Genomic DNA, 19,060 nt, shown 5'->3' on the forward strand with positions numbered 1-19,060 from the left:
TCTGATCTTTCCATTGTCTATCAAACCGCCGACCTGATTCAGGATTTCGCTTTGACGGTTCATATCTTCAGTCCCAAAAAGCGACCGAGTGCCTTATGAGTTCTTCTGAGCTTAAGCAGAGTACATCTGTACGGACCGCCGAGAAGCGGCTCAGAAGAAAATCGCAAGCCCGGTCATTGAGACAACCAAGAAAAGTAGGGTCATGATTCCACCCGAGCGAACAAAACCGACCACCCGATAACCCGCTGGCCCCATGATCAACGCGTTCACCTTATGTGTTGGGATCAAAAAAGAGTTGGACGTCGAAATTGCCACAGTGCGAGCAAATACAGCCGTGTTGACGCGACGGGTTGCAGCCAAAGCTCAGGTTCAACCACATAGAGTGGCAGAACTGACCCAAACTCAGACGCTTGCGCTGTTGCTGGATGATCATTTACCCGTAAATCCCGTTTGAATTAAACGACTTGCACGATACCTCTGTTTTCATGCGTTGTAGGTATGGTCAAAAAAAAGAAGCTTTGTTCCAGTCTTCTCCGCATTTCGCTGTTGATGTCGCTTTTTGCACCGAAGCCATTAGCTTTCGGCACTTGAATGTTGGAGGTTTCCTCGAACCCACCGATAAGCGCCCGGAAAGGAGTAACCGAGGGGTTGTTCTTAGAATGCGCGACGGATTCCGCAACGGCCTATGTCAACGTCCAGACACCGATACCAGCACCGAACATTATTAAGAACCAGCAGAAGTCGAGAACTCAGGCTTTTCGCCTTGTACAATCAGGTTCAGGCGTCCGGCTGCTGGCCAGTTGGCCGAACCGATGCAGACAAAACAAATCCGGTGACAACCCAAGTGTAACACGCGGCAAACTGAGCTAGGATCGCTGCATTCCAGCCGCCGAGAACCCTGCCGGCTTAGGTTGGCCACATGATGCACCAGATAGCCAACAGACTGATGATGAGTATATTGATGACCGTCACGTTTACGCTGAACCCCGAATAAAACCGTTGTCAGCGGTCTTAATCGGAAGTTCCGAAAGAGGTGGCTTTATCGCCATAGTCAAATTCTCCCTATTTTTTAATTTTAGAGTGGATAGATTTGCTTGTTCTGACTCGATTACCCATTCCCCCAAGAAACCAATGAGACAACGATGCAGATAATCTGCGTCGCCAATCTCATCGGGTCCGGGGAGTTAAAATTTGCTGGAGTTCTCAGCTTTCCAGAGCCAGCTTATGCACGTGAATTTCATTAATCGGGTGGCTTTCCGCGCCTACCACGCCGGGACGAGAGTGGCGGTACAGAGATCGCCAATAAGGTTGGATTATTGTGCCGTCATCCCGCATAAACTGTTCGATCTTTTCCATGCGGACCCGGCGCGTATCTGCATCGGCGATTGCTGAGGCCTCTTCCAGCATCGTGTCAAACTCGGCGCTAGCCAGACCGGTTTCATTCCAAGCCACACCCGACTTGTATGCCAAGGTCAGCACCTGAACACCTAACGGTCGATGTCCCCAATCTGTTGAGCTGAATGGGTATTTATTCCAATCGTTCCAAAATGTGTTACCCGGCAATACTGTGCGCGTTACCTTGAGCCCAGCATCGCGCAGTTGTGCCGCTAATGCGTCGGTTGTGTTTCGGCGCCAGTCATCGTCAATCGAGAAGATTTCGTGCTCGTAGTCGAGCATTCCAGCTTCTTCCAACAATGCGCGTGCGCCTTCGACATCCTTTTCCGGCGCTCCAATGTCCGCGTATTCCGGATGAATAGGGCAAACGTGATGGTTTTCGCCCAGCGTCCCACGATTGGCGTATCCCAATTCCAGCAAAATGGCATTGTCGCAAGCCATCGCAAGAGCGCGGCGAACACGCGCGTCCGCATAAGGCTTTATGCCATCCACTTCGGCATCGCGGTTTGTTCGCAATACCATGGTATTGGCTGAAACGGACTCGCTCTGATTCCAACCGATGCTTTCGTAAATGTCGACAAATTCACCGACCGTTTCATAGGTCATATCGATTTCTTCTGCTTCTGCGGCTGCCAAATGTGCTGCGCCATCCGTGCCATAGTCGATAAACTCGATCCGATCCAAATAGGCGCCTTCGCCCCACCAATCGTGATCTGTGTTCTTCTCTAGTACGACCTTTTCACCAACCAGATACTCGACCAGTTTGTATGGTCCTGTACCGACCGGGTCATTCGCTGGATCGCCGGACCAACCATCGGGCACGATTGCTGCCGGGTATTCTGTGACTGCGGGGACAATAGTGATGTCAGGTCGCGTCAGCTTCAGCTTCAGTGTCAGATCGTCGACTACTTCCAATGCGCCTGCGGCCGGGCCATCTCCAGCTTCGTTCTGTAAGGATCCCATGCGCGCGGCCATAGAGTTACCTTCCCAACTGCCGTCACACCATCGACCAAAGTTGTAAGCAACATCCTTGGCCGTCAGCGTTCCACGCCCGTCATTCCAGTTCACTCCGGGCCGCACACGCAGAACATACTCCGTGGCGTCGTCGTTCACTTCCCAGCCTTCAAGCAAGCGAGGTTCGAACGTACCGTCCGCGTTGTACTGAACAAGATATTCTAAGAATCCTCGGACCACATTTCCAAGCTGAGGCCAGTTGTAAAGCGGTGGATCAAGCTGCGCACGCACCACCTGCTGAATACGAATTGTACCGCCGGGCTGGATATTCGACGACGCCTGTGCTGGCTGAGTTAGACCAATCATCGAATAAGCAGCCGATGCAGACAGCCCAAGTGCCGTCGCACGCGTCAGGAACTCACGGCGGCTTAGCGTTCCGTCGGCTACTTCACCGATATGCATGGCGATCGCTGGATGGACTGTCTGGTTACGACATTGCTTGGTCATCATTGGCTCCCGTGTACACTCTTGGGGCGCCTTACACGCCCATTGATACAGTTTTTGGTATATATTTTCTCTGTTTTGCAGTAGCTGAGTAATTATGGATGGCATTAACAGAATTAATACCAATCTAAGTCGCAACCTAGTCGCGCTATATGCATTCGAAATGGTCGCGAGACATGGGAATTTTACGAGTGCGGGAGAAGCACTCGGGCTAACCCAGTCATCGATCTCGCAGCGAATAAAAGGTCTCGAGGTTGATCTAGGAGTCGTCCTCTTCAAAAGAGAACACCGTGGTGTTTCACTCACATACGAGGGTCTGAGGCTTTTGAATGTGGTAAGACCTGCGATGGAGCAGATGAACTATGCAGTAAGCTCTTTGCTTGAACGCAAAACTAAACCCAGGGTTCGAATTTCTGCCGATTTTGCGTTCTCAACGTTCTGGTTGTTACCGCGTCTGGGATACCTTCGAGAGGAAATCGGGGAAGAGATCGAAATTCAGATTTTGGCCTCGACTGTTCCACCCGGTCTAGATGATACCGATTGCGATATACAAATCCATGTAGCACCAAAGGACCAAATAAAACCCGATGAAATACTACTTCTGGAAGAGGTCGTAGCAGCCGTTTGCAGCCCACAGCTATTAGAAAAAATTAGGCCAATCCAATCATCCTCGGATTTACTGGAAACTCAACTATTGAGTCTATCAAAACCCGCAACCGCTGCTTGGCAAACCTGGCAAGGGTGGTTTGATAGTTTGGGTATAGCGGGCGAGAGAAAAAAAAATTACATCAGTTTTAATAACTATGACATGGTCACCCAGGCCGCATTGTCTGGCGATGGCGTGGCGTTGGGCTGGATTGGATTGATCGATGATCTGCTCGACAAAGGTTCTTTGGTGACCGTTACCGAAGATTTAGTCTCTAGCGACGCTGGATACGTAATGTCGCTAACTCATGCCAACTCGGGCCGAGGTCCCAAACTCGTTTTCGACTGGATAGCGGATCAAGTTCTTACAACATCTTCGGGGTAACAGGTCGTCGGGTTGTTCGATCGACGATTGCGCGAAGCCAAATGAATTCGAAGAACGGCCGCAATCTAGCAACGCCATAAAGCGCCTTTGAAGGCTTGCTATTTTTGCGCCTTTTGGAGTTTTAAAGCTCAGTGGAGATTGTTCGCTTCGGGGCTGTGAGCAGCCAGACCAGCAAACCGCAGAGAACGGTAACCCTGAGCCCAGACCTCCTACGCAAATTCAACGGAGCGCTGCACTTGTATTCGGCATTAGCAGCCCAAAGCGGTCGTTGGTTTCAAATCGCCAAAGCAGAATTCAGGCGGGTCGGAGCCTTCGTGGCCATATCTTTTAGCTTCAACATGGTCTTCGCGATGGAACAGCAAGCGTTCAAGGGGGCACGAATGTAGACCTTGCGGGTCGTTGCCTCTAACGTAACTTTCGGGGGGGCAGACAGTGAAGCGGAAACTTGCAGCGATTTTGGCAGCCGATGTTGTTGGCTTCTCACGCCTCATGGGGCGTGATGAAGAAAACACGATTCTGCGACTAAACCTTTTGCTTTCTGAATTGGTTCAACCCCAAATACGCGAGTCCAGAGGGCGAATTGTCAAGTTGATGGGCGATGGTTTGTTGGCCGAATTCACCAGTGTGGTCGACGCGGCAGAGTGCGCTATTGCCATTCAACGAGCAATGCAGGACCGAGAACCTGACGTGCCCCGCGTGCAACGCATTCAATTGCGGATCGGCATTCATCTGGGAGATGTGATTTCTGAAGGTTCAGATGTTTTTGGCGAAGGTGTCAACGTAGCCGCAAGATTGGAAGCAATCGCAGAACCCGGAAGCGTCTGCATTTCTGAGGATGTATACCGTCAGATCAAAGGAAAGGTCTCCGGCAGCTTCAAGGATCTGGGTGAACAAGATCTAAAAAACATCGAGCATAAGATTGGTGCCTACAGCATCGATCTCGACCCGGCGCGCCTGTCAACCGAGTTCTACGAAGTTCTAACGGGTGAGCAGTTGGAGTTGCCGGACCAACCGTCAATCGCTGTCCTGCCATTTCAAAACATGTCAGGCGACCCAGAGCAGGAATACTTCGCGGACGGAATTACAGAAGACATCATAACCGCGCTGTCGCATATAAATGGCCTCATCGTGATGGCCCGCAATTCGACGTTTGCCTACAAAGGAAGGTCTGTCGATGTAAGACAGGTCGGACGGGAGTTAGGTGTTCGTTTCGTCCTTGAAGGGAGTGTTCGAAAGGCGGGGCAGCAGGTTCGCATCACCGGGCAGCTTATTGAGTGTCAAACCGGGTCGCATTTGTGGGCCGACCGGTATGACCGTCAGATTGAAGACATTTTTTCCGTTCAAGATGAAATCACACGCGAAATTTCCATCTCTTTGGCGGTCAACCTTACACACGGACAAGAGCTCAGGCTTTGGGCTGATCAAGCGCCTAACTTTGAGGCGTGGGACTTGATGATGCGTGGCATCAGTGAACAATATAAATTTACAAAAGAAGGGAATCTCTCCGCGATTCAGCTCTACCGGAAAGCGGTTGAACTTGACCCCGAGAACTCGTCATTCAGAACGGGCCTCGGCTGGGCGTTGCAAGCCGGTGCCCGCCTTGGGTTTCATCAAGATCCGAAGGCGTCAACTGACGAGGCCCAATCTATCTGCGACGCATTGTTGGCGATGAAAAATGTCCCGGCTGATGTCTACGCACTGCAAGGGTATATTTTCACCAACCAATCTCGTTTTGATGAAGCCAAAGCCTTCTGCAAAGAAGCTATCGAACGGCAACCCAGTGTCTCGCTTTCTCATGCCATGCTGGCAATTGCGTACAATAGTTGCGGTGAATTTGATGAAAGCCTGAATAGCATGCGAAAGGCCATTCGGCTGTCGCCCTACAGCCCGGACTGGTATTTCAGCCATTTAGGGGATGCCTATCGCGGGTTAGGTCAGCTGGAGCAAGCAAGAACAGTTTACCGGCACTTGGAAACCCGCTTGCCTGGCACCTTGTTGTGCCAAATCCGTTTGGCAGCGATCCACGCTGATCTTGATGACACCGAAAATGCTACGAAAGCAGTGGACGCAGTTCTTTCAATCGATCCTCAATTTTCGGTGCAAACCTATACCGGGCACATGGTCTACAAAACTGAAGCCCTGCGCAAATTCTGGGCGGACGCTATGCTAAAGGCCGGTCTACCAGAGTAGCGCCGCAGTATTATATTGGGTTGTAGAAATCGAAGATCGCTTTGGTTGCCACGAAATTGCGTAGCGCCTTGAAACGTAAATCGAAAATTCGGATCAGGCGCAGTATCGACTAAGATAGCTTTCAGCCCAAACCTGACATGCCTAACCTGAAGGCACGGCGAAAAGCAGAAGCTCACTACATCTGCATCACTTAGCGAGACTAAAGTAAAAAGCTGACTTTTTGCTGCGATTAGGAGAGCTATCAAACGTGGTGATATCCCGCTAGCACCGACGAATATGCACATCTCTCAGCCGTGACTCAGCTTCACATCCTGACTGCTCTAATCCTAAGAGCCGAAGGTGCGGGGTATCACAATCAAGACGGGGCTGCAGACGGGAATCTGTTTCGCGGGTTATCTTGGTTTCAACGGGTATTGCAATGGCTATTTGGTATTTCTGCAGGCTGCAGCCCTAACGCGCGAGAATGTCGCCAGTATCACAATACCTGCGGACGCCTCTTTCTAGAAATCTCCGATTATCTGAGCTTCGAAGCTCACGAGTTTCCATTTTCCAGCTTTGAAGCGTAGTAGAAGGCAATCGCCTGCGCGCGGTTCTTGACCGTTAGTTTGTCGTAGATGTTCGAAAGGTGGAATTTAACTGTATTGGTCGAGATCTGCAGCTCTGTCGACAGTTCCTTGTTGGACATGCCCTGGGCCAATGACTCAAGTATCGCGAGCTCTTTGCGCGACAAAGTTTGCAGCGGATTTTGATGCATCTTACGCACGTCGATATATGGAAATACCATTTTACCCTTAGCGACATCGGCGCAGGTTTCCAGCAAGCCTTCGACCTCGCCAGAGCGCGGCGCGAACCCGGCAGCGCCGGCCTGCATGGCCTGTCGCGGCACATCCCCGGCTTCGTCTCCGTAGACCACAAAGCGCGGCGCGTTGGTCTGTTCGCGCAGAACCTCAATCAGCTTTGCCGCGCCCAAAGCCGGTAGCTCCCAGGATACGATTCCAACCTGAACCGGCACCCGCATGACTGTACCAAGAAATCCCTCAGCGGTGGCCGAGGTTGCCACGAGAGAGAATCGCGGGTCGCGCTCGAAGATCTCGGACATCGCCGACAGCACCAAAGGGTTGTTGTTGGCCAGCATGACATCAATGGGGCGTTGAGATGTGTCGGACATTGTTTTCCCGTCTGCTTTTATCTAAACCTATCCATTTTGGTGGGGATACTTTCAGTATACATTGGCATATTTACCAAAATGGGTAGGTTAATAACCACCTAACAAGATATGCTAAAGCTGTAGTAAGTTACGTTGCGCCCCGGCGCAAGTTTCAGTTTTCCTCTGGGTCAAGGCGATCGGCGGTATCGAACACACCCGACGCACAGGAGGAGCACATGACGTTTCAGACCTATCCAACGCTCGACATCCCCGAGACGCTGGCCGCTGGCCCAGGACCAGGAAACACCGACGCACGAGTTATGCAGGCGTTTGCCAGCGCCGGCGTTGCCGACCACATGCAGAGCGACGTGCTGCGTGGCATGATCGAATGCAAGCACATGCTGCGTCTGATCTGGGGCACCGCCAACACGTATACTTTCGCGGTCGCCGGGACTGGCTGGAGCGGTCTGGATACCATGTTCTCGGCGGTGATGCCGGGTGACAAGGCTGTTGCCTTCACCAATGGCACCTTCTCGGGCATTGATGCACTGACCCTGCGAATCAAAGCAGCAACACCGGAGGAACACGCGGCCAACTCACTGGACCCGCACGCCGATAGTGTCGTCGTAGTCGAAGTTCCCCATGGCCAACCCGTCACGGGAGAGATGGTCGAAGAGGTGTTGGCCACGCACAAACCAAAATGGGCCTTCATGGCGCATTGGGAAACTGGGTCGGGTCGGGTCAATGATTTGCGCGGATTCTCGGATGCCTGCGAACGCCACGGCGCGATGGGGCTGATCGACGCAGTGTCGTCGCTGGGTGTCTCGGACTTTCGGATCGATGATTATCCGGGCATCGCGGGGTGGGCCTCGTGCCCGCAAAAGGGACTGTGCTGCCTGCCGCTGACCTATGCACCGGTCAGCTTCACCGACGCCTATATCGACGCGCTGAAAAGCACCGGCGCTTATACCTATGTCCACAACCCGATTTTCGAAGCGCGCCATTGGGGCATCGTCGATGGACAGGATGTGGAAAAGGGCACCTATCACCGAACGCATTCGGGCTATGCCGTCGCCGCCTTTCATGAATCCCTGCGCCTGACACTTCAGGAAGGCTTGGCCAAACGCGCGCATTCCTATCGCACGCACGAGGCTGTTCTGCGCGACGCTGTTACGGCGATGGGTTGTCAGGTCACCTCGGACATGCCGAGTCTTGTGGTGCTGAACCTGCCCGCGGAGCTGGCGGGTCGTGAGATGGAGTTGGTGCAGAACTGCCGCGCCCGGGGCTTTGGCATCTGGCCCACGCTCAGCGCCCCGGTTCAGGTCCGCATTGGCATCCTGAACCAGCTGACCCACCAATCTGTCAGCCGCATCGTCAGACTGTTCGCTCAGGCAATCCGCGAGATGGGCGGCACGGTCGATTTCGAAGCCATCGAAGCGCTTTTGGAAAGCCGCTACGGCACATCTATCGCTGCATAACGGGAGGGAATGCAGATGGATATCCATGAATATCAGGCGAAAGAACTTCTTTCGAATTTCGGCGTCGAGGTCCCTTCGGGGGCTTTGGCCTACAGCCCCGAGCAAGCGGCATATCGCGCGCGTGAGTTGGGTGGTGACAAGTGGGTCATTAAGGCGCAAGTCCATGCCGGCGGGCGTGGAAAGGCCGGTGGTGTAAAGCTGTGCAACTCGGAAAGCGAAATATACGAGGCTTGTGACGAGATGTTTGGCCGCAAGCTGGTGACGCACCAGACCGGCCCCGAGGGCAAAGGCATCTACCGCGTCTATGTGGAGGCCGCCGTACCGATTGATCGCGAGATTTATCTGGGCTTTGTGCTGGATCGGTCCAGTCAGCGGGTGATGATCGTGGCCTCTTCGGAAGGTGGGATGGAGATCGAAGAAATCTCATCTGAGCGCCCCGACAGTATCGTCCGCTCAATCGTTGAACCTGCCGTTGGACTGCAGGAGTTTCAGGCCCGCGAAATAGCGTTTAATCTGGGGCTGGAACCTCGCCTAATTCAACACATGGTCCGTACCCTGCAGGGTTGTTATGCTGCGTTCAGCGAGCTGGACGCGACTATGGTCGAGATCAACCCGCTGGTCATCACTGGTGACGACCGTGTGCTGGCGTTGGACGCGAAGATGAGCTTTGACGACAATGCCCTGTTTCGCCATCCGCAGGTTGCTGAATTGCGCGACAAAAGTCAGGAAGACCCGCGCGAAAGCCGCGCGGCGGATCGCGGACTGTCTTATGTCGGACTGGACGGCAATATCGGCTGTATCGTGAACGGTGCCGGTTTGGCCATGGCCACGATGGACACCATCAAGCTGGCTGGCGGTGAACCTGCGAACTTTCTGGACATCGGTGGCGGTGCCTCGCCCGAGCGGGTGGCCAAAGCGTTCCGACTGGTACTGTCCGATGACAACGTTCAGGCGGTGCTGGTCAATATCTTCGCAGGCATTAACCGCTGTGACTGGGTGGCCGAGGGCGTAGTACAGGCGCTGCGCGAGTTGGAAATCGACCTGCCGGTCATCGTGCGTCTGGCGGGTACCAATGTCGAGGAAGGTCAGAAAATCCTGGCCAAATCAGGCCTGCCAATCATCCGCGCGACAACCCTTATGGAAGCCGCTGAACGCGCTGTGGGTGCATGGCGCAACGATCTGTCCCAAAACACCAAGATGAGGGCTGTGTAATGAGCATTCTTCTGGACCGCGACACCCGCGTTATCGTTCAGGGCATCACCGGACGCATGGCGCGCCTGCATACCAAGGATATGGTGCAATATGGCACCAACGTCGTTGGCGGCGTTGTTCCCGGCAAAGGCGGAGAGGCCGTCGAAGGCGTACCCGTATTCGACACCGTCAAACAGGCGGTTGAGGTCACTGGCGCCGAGGCTAGCCTTGTCTTCGTGCCCCCTCCGTTCGCGGCGGATTCGATCATGGAGGCCGCAGATGCCGGTATTCGCTATTGCGTCTGCATCACCGACGGTATCCCCGCGCAGGACATGATCCGCGTAAAACGCTACATGTACCGCTATCCTAAGGACAAGCGCATGGTGCTGACCGGTCCGAACTGTGCCGGTACCATCAGCCCCGGCAAGGCGCTGCTGGGCATCATGCCGGGACATATCTACCTGCCGGGCACTGTGGGGATCATCGGACGCTCGGGCACGCTGGGTTATGAGGCTGCGGCGCAGTTGAAAGAGCGCGGCATCGGTGTCTCGACCAGCGTCGGCATCGGCGGTGATCCGATCAACGGCTCGTCCTTCCGCGATATCCTTGAGCGGTTCGAACAGGACGAAGACACCGAGGTCATAGCTATGATCGGCGAGATCGGTGGCCCTCAGGAAGCCGAGGCTGCAGAATATATCCGTGACCACGTCACCAAGCCTGTTGTGGCCTATGTCGCGGGTCTGACCGCGCCCAAGGGCCGGACCATGGGCCATGCTGGTGCAATCATCTCGGCCTTTGGCGAAAGCGCCAGCGAGAAGGTGGAAATCCTGTCAGCGGCTGGTGTGACGGTTGCTGAAAACCCCGCGGTGATCGGCGAGACTATCGCCCGTGTCATGGGAAAGGCTGCGTGATGGTCAAACCTTCGGTCCTTGTCACCCGTCGTTGGCCTGCCGCCGTCGAGGCGCAACTGGCCGAAAACTACAACGCCGTGCTGAATACCGGGGACATTCCGATGTCTCCGGCTGAACTCCGCGACGCGTTGAAGACATACGACGCGGTTCTGCCCACCGTCACCGACACGCTTAGCGCCGAGGCGCTGGACGTGGCCGCAGCTCAGACCAAGATTTTGGCCAATTACGGCGTCGGGTACAGTCATATCTGTGAACCGGCGGCCCGTGATCTGGGTATGACGGTCACCAATACGCCCGATGTTCTGTCTGAATGCACCGCCGATCTGGCCATGACCCTGCTTCTGATGGTCGCCCGTCGCGCCGGTGAGGGCGAGCGCGAGCTGCGCGCTGGCGGCTGGACCGGCTGGCGTCCGACCCATTTGGTCGGCACCAAGGTCAGCGACAAGACGCTGGGCATCATCGGCTTTGGCCGCATCGGTCAGGAAATGGCCCGCCGTGCGCATCACGGGTTCGGCATGAAGATCGTGGTCCAGAACCGCAGCGCCGTATCGCCCGACGTGCTGAAGCAGTTCAATGCAACACAGGTCGAAACGGTCGATGACTTGCTGCCGCACTGCGATTTCGTCTCGCTGCATTGCCCTGGCGGGGCCGCGAACCGACATCTGATCAACGGGCGCAGGCTGGACCTGATGAAACCCGACGCCTTCCTGATCAACACCGCGCGCGGCGAGGTGGTGGACGAGCACGCTCTGGCCCAGTCGCTGATGTTCGACACGATCGGCGGTGCAGCCCTCGATGTGTTTGACGGCGAGCCACGCATTAGCCCCGACCTGCTGCAATGCGACAATCTGGTGATGCTGCCGCATCTGGGCAGCGCCACAAAGGAATCGCGCGAAGCCATGGGGTTCCGCGTCCTGGACAATCTCGGCGACTTCTTCGCAGGCCGCCCGCCCCGTGACCGCGTGATCTGACGCACCCTTCTTCAAAGGACCAAACTCATGAGCTTTTATTCCATCGAACAGGCCCCCGCGCGCCTGAACCGCAGCGAACTCGCCGTACCGGGCAGCCAGCCCGGCATGTTCGAAAAAGCCGCGAAATCGGATGTGGACGTGATCTTCCTCGATCTCGAAGACGCGGTTGCGCCGGACGAGAAAGAACAGGCCCGCAAGAATATCATTCAGGCGCTGAATGATATCGACTGGGGCGCCAAGACCATGTCCGTGCGTATCAACGGGCTGGACACGCATTACATGTACCGCGACGTGGTGGATGTGGTCGAACAGGCCGGTGAGCGGCTGGACCTGATCATGATCCCCAAAGTCGGCACCGCTGCGGATGTCTATGCCGTCGACATGATGGTCACGCAGATCGAAGACGCAATGGGTTACAAAAAGCGCATCGGGTTCGAGCACATCATCGAAACCGCCTTGGGCATGCAGAATGTCAGTGAGATCGCGGCGGCCTCGAAGCGCAACGAGAGCCTGCATTTTGGCGTTGCGGACTATGCGGCCTCGACCCGGGCGCGGACCACGATCATCGGTGGCGTGAACCCGGATTACTCGGTTCTGACCGACCCGGACGGCGACGCGGCCCGCGCGACCCATTGGGGCGACATGTGGCACTACGCACTCGCCCGTATGGTTGTCGCCGCCCGTGCCAACGGTCTGCGTCCGATTGATGGTCCGTTCGGTGATTTCCAGGATCCTGAAGGCTATAAGGCAGCTGCCAAAAGGGCGGCGGTGTTGGGCTGCGAAGGCAAATGGGCCATCCATCCCAGCCAGATCGCTCTGGCGAATGAGGTCATGTCACCCAGCGATGCCGAAGTCACCAAGGCGCAGCGTATCCTTGTTGCTATGGCCGAGGCCGAGACCGCAGGCAAAGGTGCGGTGTCTCTGGATGGTCGTCTGATCGACTATGCTTCGATCCGCCAGGCAGAGGTCATGGTCGAAAAGGCTCGCCAGATCGCGGCAGCGTGATTTTAGCCCGAACTGGCGTAGCCAGTAGACGAATACTCCCTTGCCCCGGTTGGTCCGGGGCAGGCAACACCCGCGGATTACGTCGATCATCTATTCGGAATTGGACCAATCTGTAGCACCCAATCCCTGACATTCACAACGCTATTTGAAAACAGTATTTTTCGACTCGGTCAGACAAAACCATCCGCCGACGGCGCGTTCGCTAAAGTCGCTTCGATAGGTTGGTCGCGGCCCAAAGCGGTAATTCAAATCCGAGCATGAAAACTTCCGAGACGCGGACCAAACCGCCTTCGCTTTCGTTGGCGCAATGCCGCCATCCGGTAAGAGATATTCTTTGAGGAAAAACTCAACTATTTGGGAAACAGAAAGGTAACCACAAGTCTCGCGCCCCAACCTTCGGGCCCAATATCGGGGCCGTCGGCCGAATAGCGTATCCCCCCGCCTACGCTGATAAGTTGATCCCCGAGTTGGGTAACTTTGGTGACAACACCGTTGATTGGCACAGACCATTGTTTGTTTTCCCAATCGTAGGTCGACTCAGTGTTAATAGTGAACGTCCACGCGTTCGAATTTGTGTAGGAAATAAATGGCTGTAAGAACGTCTGGCTGATGTCGGTATCACCATCAATGTCCCAGATGTGATTTGTCAGGCCACCATATGTCCACGGACCCTGCTGTTTGAGTGCCACGCCGGTAACTCCTGCACCCCACGCTCCGAGACCTAAGCTGTTATCTGTCGACGTTGGCAGCAGAAAAACAGGTCCAGCCCCCCAGATCCAACCGCCCGCACTTGGTTTTTTGGGCGAAAGAAATAAGCTTTGAACAGTATCTCCTAGCCCATTCTCGGATCCAGAACCCGGAAAGCTACCATCTATAGAGGCAATTGGGAGAATTGTTCGGGATATGAGGTTCCAATCGTCCGTAAGATCAAAGGGAATAACCGGTTGTACGTTCAATATCCAACGCGAACCATTTCGGTCGGCACCCAAATTCTGATCATAATTCAGCTGGAATGGCACACTAATGAGAGCCGCCACTGGGTTAGCAAGTTGCTTTGCTAGTTCTTCTTCCTGGGACTCTGCCCACGCAGTACCAGAAAGGACACCAACCCCGGCAAGTATGGAGCAGCGTAGCAACCTTAGTTTCATAGGCGGTCTCCTTTCAGTTGGCCGTTTTCTCATGGGTGGCTTGCACTTGAAATCGCCAGATTGGCAATGACGTCAATGGCGCACTCACAGTCCGCCGCCGCCGAACTGGATGAATTTATCCAACCTGGTTGACTTTTAGCCAAAATACTTGGTCGAAACTGGCTTTCAGACTGTCTCCATAAGCGTGTCCGAAAGCACATCCTCGGAGAGCGCCCCCGGTGCGCCTATTGCGACAAGCCTTGTTTCGGGTTTGCGGTCACCCCAAGCACCATCCCGTGCAATGTCCATTCGTTTTCCAACCACCTGAACAAGAATGCGATGATCTGGATCCTCCTCGCTGAAAACAAAACCCTTGAGGCGATAAACGTCGCCCGGAAGCTTCCGAATTGCACTCCGGAGGGAAGACAGGCTTATTGGGCGTTCAGCTTTCATCATGGTCGTAGAAAAGCTGTCTGAGTGATCAGAGTGGTGGCAACCACAATCTGGCCCATGTTCGTGATGATCGGGTATTTCTGTTTCGAGCTGTTCGGCGGCAAAGCGACCGACTGAAAGAAGTATGTCCAGAGGGACGTCTGCGTTTACAGCTTCGACAAGACGATAGCGACGGAAGCGAGAGCCAAGCCAGTCGTACACCTTCTGAACTGTGGCCCTGTCGACAAGATCAACCTTGTTCAAAATGACCATGTCCGAGAACGCAATTTGACGAAGCTTCAGTTCCATTTGTTCTGGCGCAGCAAATAGCTGTTCCGCATCGACAAGACACATAAGGCTGTCCAAGCGGATCATGTCCCGGAACCGTTGATCCGTAAACGTCATCGCGATTGACGATGGGTCCGACACTCCGCTTGCTTCAAGGACGATGTATTCTGGTTTCTCAGGCCGAGCGAGAACAGCTTCTACCGTTTCAATCAGATCATCTCGTATCGAGCAGCAAACGCACCCATTAGCCAAGCTCATCACATCATCTTCGAGGCCAACCACCAAGTCGGCATCTACGTTTATTGATCCAAAGTCATTCACCAGGACTGCCACTCGTAATCCGTGATTGCCGGTAAGGATCCGGTTCAAAAGTGTCGTCTTACCGGCTCCAAGAAAGCCGGTAAGGATCGTAACAGGGATCGCAGAAGTCGAACCAAATTCAATCATTGTTCGATCTCCTCTCAGTCTTCATCACGCGAGCCGATTACATCCGAAACTTTGATGGTAAAGTCCTGCGGCCAGTCTCCGCCGGGTGCTCGGAAAACGTCAGTTGGGTAGTATTCGCGTGGATCGATCTCCATATCTCGATACTTCTGGTCTTGCTGGTCTGCGCGGGTGAGTCTTGGGTTCGGTAATGTGATTTCATCCGGAAGCTCAATACGCCCGGCCTCGGCCGCCGCAGCCAGTTCACGAAATGGTGGCACAGTACCGGATTTTCCGGGCAGAGCAGCTTTCCTGTACCAGATTGCATCCTTGGTCACGTTCACAACGGCTACATCGAGACCCCATTGGAACAGACCGTCGTAGTGGGCGCGAATACCAGCCAGCATTTCAGCGTCGATGTCTTCATCCTGGGTATAGTGTGTCACCATTCCCAAACGCGGTCTTGTGTCAGCAAAGAGCTTACCCACGGCATAGTGGGAGGTGTGATGCGTATCGATAGTGTAGTTAAAGAGATCTTGTGGGATACCGTATTTGTAGGTCATCAACTGACCAATATCCTGCCCCGACATTTCGGTTACAAAGACATCAACGCCTTCGCCGTATTTTCGTGAAAGCTCATCCGGGCGTCCATCGCCAGTCCATACAAAGCTCAGACCATTCCAATCGAGCCGATAACCAACCGCACCGTCCTTGGCATGGCTACGTGGCCAAGACCGAACAGTCACACCGTCTTCGTCATAAACGATGCCACCTTCCTGGCGGAAATCAAACTCATTGACTTCGATCTCGTAGCCGTCCCCAATCGGGAAAACATCAAAGGCCTCCAGATGCCATTTGAGCATCTGTTGCATGCCTTTGACCATTCCAGCTGTGCCAAGTTCGGGTGTCCGACCAGAGGGACCATGGATGCGTAGTGGCGTGTAACCACCCGACCAGGCACGGAATGGGTAAATATAGGGAATATCGGCATAGTGGTCGACATGCAGGTGAGAGATGAAGATGTCGTTGATCAGCTGCCCCGGCACTTGCATCGCAATGATATTGCGTACACAACCGGATCCAAAATCAAAGAAGAACCTTTTTCCGTTACCCAGCTCGACCATAATACAAGTACCCGCCTGATCTTCGCGCGGCGGATATGGTGTTGAGCCACAGAATGAGATACGCATCTCATCTGGCCCTAATTCCTCACTCAGTGGAAAATAGTTCGCATTTGAACCCGTCATGTACTTCGTCGGACGGAAGTACTCTGGCAAAGAGATGCCGCCTGCGGGTCGACCACCATATGGGTTTTTGAGTGTTTCTCCTAGAGGGCCGTCTCCTTCGTGGGCCTCGGCGCTTCCTGCCGCAAACCCAGCTGCCCCTGTCGCAGCCGCTCCAGTAGCCAAGCCCTTTAGAACACTCCGCCGCGACGGGTCTTCAATTTGGTCTGACGCCTGAGCCTGTTTGTCGTCCTGGTCTTTTCTATTGTCTTCCTTGGTCATGGATCGGTCCTCAGTTAAAAGTATCTCACAGTTTGCGCTTCAATATCCGGCGAAGCTCGTTGATGAGTTCAGATTTGATGTGGGCCCATTCGGCGCGCTCTGAGGCCGTGATCGATGCGTCTTTCGAAAACGCAGATGCTTTCTTCAGGTCCTCGATGACCTCGCCGAGTAGTGCATCCGTTTCGATGCGCCTCGAGAGCACATCAGAAAGTTCCGGAATTTCTTCAATCAGGTCCACCGTCACTGGAAAAATCCCGACACCCACTATCTATTCTCAAATCAAGATGAGTGCGGTTGACCGCAAAGGCCAAGTGAGTCACCGTGAGTTGGGGGTGAGTTGACATTGAACAAATCCAACGAATTGCCAATAAATCAACATGTTGGACAGCCTTCTCCGGAGCTCATCCGGGAAGCTCTGAGTCGAATTGTATCAAGCGACGGGTTTCAAGCTTCACCCCGACTCACGCAGTTTCTCACCTATATAGTCGAGGAAACTCTATCTGGTCGAAGCGCTCAGATTAGAGGCAAAGCTATCGCTGTTGAGGTCTATGGGCGGCGCATAGATGGTACTGGTGGTCAAAACCTGGTTCGCGTTGAGGCTAGGCGACTGCGTCGCCTTTTACATCAGTTCTACGAAGATCACTGGGACGGCAACGGGGTTCGCATTTTTGTTGATCCCGGCGGATACAAGCCGCGGTTTTCATACGAATCTACAATCGAAGACCGTACATCAAGTGAACTGAAGAGCGACAATCCAGTTGGCCGTTGGCGTTCGCGGCAACTGCTGCCTGCTGGACTAGGTGTTGTTGCATTAGTCGCTGTGCTTGGCATCTGGATGAGCCAGGATAACAGGGAGGTTGTGCCGACAACTCGATCCATCGAGAAAGCAGAACGTGTGGCGCTTGGTGAACAATCATTGACGAGACTCCAGGCGGCCAACATTGCAGACCAAGCCCGAGGCATGTTTTTTCCCGTTTTTGATGTCAAACGTCAGCAGATAGCACTGGGAATGTTCCAGCACGCGATGGAACTCGACCCGGCTCTGTCCGACGGCTATGCCGGATCAGCGCAGGTCCTGGCGATCTTGGCGGTGTTGTCGCCGGATGAATCACAAAGGGATGATTTCTCCAATCAAGCTTCAGAAATGTCTGAAAAAGCGCTTCAATTGTCCCCGGCCGACGCCTGGGCAAACAGCGCAAATGGTTGGGTGCTGGCTGTCAAAGACCAGCCAAACGAGGCATTGAAATACGCAAGGATGTCGGTCGAACTGGCGCCGAATGATGGCCATATTCTCGACCTTGCAGGTATCACCGCCATCTTGGCTAACGCCCCGGAATTTGCCGCCGAGGTTAGCAACCCGGATATACCCAAATCAGGATCCGGGAGGTTTGGTGCGAGAAACATCTGGGGCGTCTCGCAACTTATGCTCGGGAACTACGAAAATGTTGTTGAAGCTTTTCAGGGAGCGCCAGCTGCTGGAGCGCCAGTAAGTGCTCCTTCGCTCTTGTTCCAAGCCGTTGCGCACGATCAGTTGGGAAATTCAGAAGAAGCAAGACGGCTCGTTGCTGAAATGCGCAGGACATGGCCTGAGTTTCCGTCCGAGTTTCTCGCCGATAGGATTTTCCACAACGACATCAATACGCGGAATTTGATACTGGAGACGTTAAGTAGATACTGACGAAACATATCGCGGCTGTTGCCTATGCTGGGTTCAGACTTTTGCCACCAGTCTCGCGAAAATCGGAACTGATACCAAAAGCAGCGCAAGAATCAAGAATGCCGTCGCCAGTGTGATGCCCCAGATATGAAACCAATCAATGCTGGCCCCATAAGGATGCCTGCATATCCCGTTGTAGTAACCGAGGCGATAGCAATCCCCGGTGGCATCAAGTTTTGACGTCCAGCAGTGCTGAATAAGATCGGCACCACAACCGTTCGCCTTCTTCGCCTCTAAGACCGTTCACAGCACTAAGCGGACGTTAAACTGGCGTCTTTTTGCTAGCAGTTTAAGGATGAAATCTGCTTCAAATTTTTGGCAAGTACCGATCCAATAGAGCATCGACCAATCCTCCCTGAAGTTGGTAGCCGGTTGCTTCGTCCACTCGCAAAATATCTTCAAGAATAATAAGTTGTTCCATGCCCGTCGTCATAGACAACCGTTTCGCCAGTTCATCAAACTCCTTAAGCTCCATAAAGGAGCGAATTGGCTTAAGTGCTTCCGAAAATGCTGCCACTCTTCTGGCACCACGCATTTTGACCGTTCCATCGTCAAGTGATGCCTTAAGTGATTCAGCCAGAAACTGCCGGAAGTGCGCCTCATGAACCCGAGAAAAATCCAGGTAGTAGCGCGCGACGATATGTACACGACTCCTGACGTCATCCAGCCCAAAAAGAAGTTCTGACGTTGGAGTGACATCTAGATCGAGCGTCGCGTCCAAAGCCAAAACACTTGGGTCAGAAAAGTAGCGATAGACCGTCGCACGGCTGGTTTTGGCGCGTTCAGCGACTT

The 19,060-nt window shown here is 54.0% G+C and carries 15 protein-coding genes and 2 pseudogenes; 9 read left to right on the plus strand and 8 right to left on the minus strand.

The genetic code is table 11. The features are described from left to right. Positions 1–150: 150 nt before the first annotated feature. Positions 151–333 (minus strand): annotated as a pseudogene (locus ACR0AW_RS21000) (hypothetical protein); the annotation flags it as partial. 870 nt (positions 334–1,203) lie between these two features. After that, positions 1,204–2,856: an ABC transporter substrate-binding protein gene (locus ACR0AW_RS21005; protein ID WP_170734250.1), complete on the minus strand. Its 1,653-nt coding sequence runs from the start codon at positions 2,854–2,856 to the stop codon at positions 1,204–1,206. Between the two features lie 94 nt (positions 2,857–2,950). Between ACR0AW_RS21005 and ACR0AW_RS21010 the strand changes: the two are divergent. The 3 genes and pseudogenes from ACR0AW_RS21010 to ACR0AW_RS21020 form a co-directional block, all read left to right on the plus strand. Continuing rightward, a pseudogene (locus ACR0AW_RS21010) lies at positions 2,951–3,157 on the plus strand (helix-turn-helix domain-containing protein); the annotation flags it as partial. Between the two features lie 51 nt (positions 3,158–3,208). Beyond that, positions 3,209–3,883, plus strand: coding sequence for a LysR substrate-binding domain-containing protein (locus ACR0AW_RS21015; RefSeq protein ID WP_480776510.1), 675 nt, complete (start codon positions 3,209–3,211; stop codon positions 3,881–3,883). 432 nt (positions 3,884–4,315) lie between these two features. Then, entirely contained in the window at positions 4,316–6,073 is a 1,758-nt protein-coding gene (locus ACR0AW_RS21020; protein ID WP_170734248.1) for an adenylate/guanylate cyclase domain-containing protein, read from the plus strand. Between the two features lie 532 nt (positions 6,074–6,605). Here ACR0AW_RS21020 and ACR0AW_RS21025 read toward each other — a convergent pair. Next, on the minus strand, positions 6,606–7,241 hold the full coding sequence (locus ACR0AW_RS21025; protein ID WP_480439623.1) for a LuxR C-terminal-related transcriptional regulator: 636 nt from the start codon (positions 7,239–7,241) through the stop codon (positions 6,606–6,608). A gap of 215 nt (positions 7,242–7,456) precedes the next feature. On the opposite strand from ACR0AW_RS21025, the gene ACR0AW_RS21030 reads away from it, so the two are divergent. From ACR0AW_RS21030 to ACR0AW_RS21050, 5 genes are read left to right on the plus strand one after another with little or no spacing between them, the layout of a single operon-like run. Next, positions 7,457–8,698 (plus strand): alanine--glyoxylate aminotransferase family protein, encoded by a 1,242-nt coding sequence (locus tag ACR0AW_RS21030; protein ID WP_170734247.1) that lies wholly within the window; start codon positions 7,457–7,459, stop codon positions 8,696–8,698. Positions 8,699–8,713: 15 nt separating this feature from the next. Then, positions 8,714–9,910, plus strand: a complete 1,197-nt coding sequence (locus ACR0AW_RS21035; protein ID WP_170396612.1) for a malate--CoA ligase subunit beta — start codon at positions 8,714–8,716, stop codon at positions 9,908–9,910. After that, entirely contained in the window at positions 9,910–10,800 is an 891-nt protein-coding gene (gene sucD, locus ACR0AW_RS21040; RefSeq protein ID WP_170647205.1) for a succinate--CoA ligase subunit alpha, read from the plus strand. The genes ACR0AW_RS21035 and sucD overlap by 1 nt, the downstream gene beginning before the upstream one ends. Then, positions 10,800–11,771: a 2-hydroxyacid dehydrogenase gene (locus ACR0AW_RS21045; RefSeq protein ID WP_170734246.1), complete on the plus strand. Its 972-nt coding sequence runs from the start codon at positions 10,800–10,802 to the stop codon at positions 11,769–11,771. Before sucD ends, ACR0AW_RS21045 begins: the two co-directional genes overlap by 1 nt. A gap of 27 nt (positions 11,772–11,798) precedes the next feature. Beyond that, positions 11,799–12,776, plus strand: a complete 978-nt coding sequence (locus ACR0AW_RS21050; protein ID WP_170734245.1) for an HpcH/HpaI aldolase/citrate lyase family protein — start codon at positions 11,799–11,801, stop codon at positions 12,774–12,776. 350 nt (positions 12,777–13,126) lie between these two features. Here ACR0AW_RS21050 and ACR0AW_RS21055 read toward each other — a convergent pair whose 3' ends face one another. From ACR0AW_RS21055 to ACR0AW_RS21070, 4 genes are all read right to left on the minus strand, one after another. Then, the gene (locus ACR0AW_RS21055) at positions 13,127–13,924 is read right to left on the minus strand and encodes a transporter family protein (protein WP_480439621.1); all 798 of its coding nucleotides are present in this window, start codon (positions 13,922–13,924) and stop codon (positions 13,127–13,129) included. A gap of 165 nt (positions 13,925–14,089) precedes the next feature. Next, positions 14,090–15,070, minus strand: a complete 981-nt coding sequence (locus tag ACR0AW_RS21060) for a CobW family GTP-binding protein (RefSeq protein ID WP_170734243.1) — start codon at positions 15,068–15,070, stop codon at positions 14,090–14,092. A 14-nt stretch (positions 15,071–15,084) separates the two neighbouring features. Then, a complete protein-coding gene (gene gntH, locus ACR0AW_RS21065; protein WP_480439619.1) occupies positions 15,085–16,551 on the minus strand; it encodes a guanitoxin biosynthesis MBL fold metallo-hydrolase GntH in 1,467 nt (488 codons plus the stop codon). Between the two features lie 25 nt (positions 16,552–16,576). Then, positions 16,577–16,816 carry a hypothetical protein gene (locus ACR0AW_RS21070; protein WP_170625161.1) on the minus strand — a complete coding sequence of 80 codons (240 nt, stop codon included), beginning with the start codon at positions 16,814–16,816 and terminating at the stop codon, positions 16,577–16,579. 78 nt (positions 16,817–16,894) lie between these two features. Here ACR0AW_RS21070 and ACR0AW_RS21075 point away from each other — a divergent pair, with 78 nt between their 5' ends. Further along, positions 16,895–18,229 carry a tetratricopeptide repeat protein gene (locus tag ACR0AW_RS21075; RefSeq protein WP_170734242.1) on the plus strand — a complete coding sequence of 445 codons (1,335 nt, stop codon included), beginning with the start codon at positions 16,895–16,897 and terminating at the stop codon, positions 18,227–18,229. A gap of 346 nt (positions 18,230–18,575) precedes the next feature. Here the strand turns inward: ACR0AW_RS21075 and ACR0AW_RS21080 are convergent. Beyond that, the coding region (locus ACR0AW_RS21080) for a hypothetical protein (RefSeq protein WP_480439617.1) at positions 18,576–19,060 on the minus strand (485 nt) is incomplete at its 5' end.

Source organism: Ruegeria sp. C5 (genome assembly GCF_056537605.1).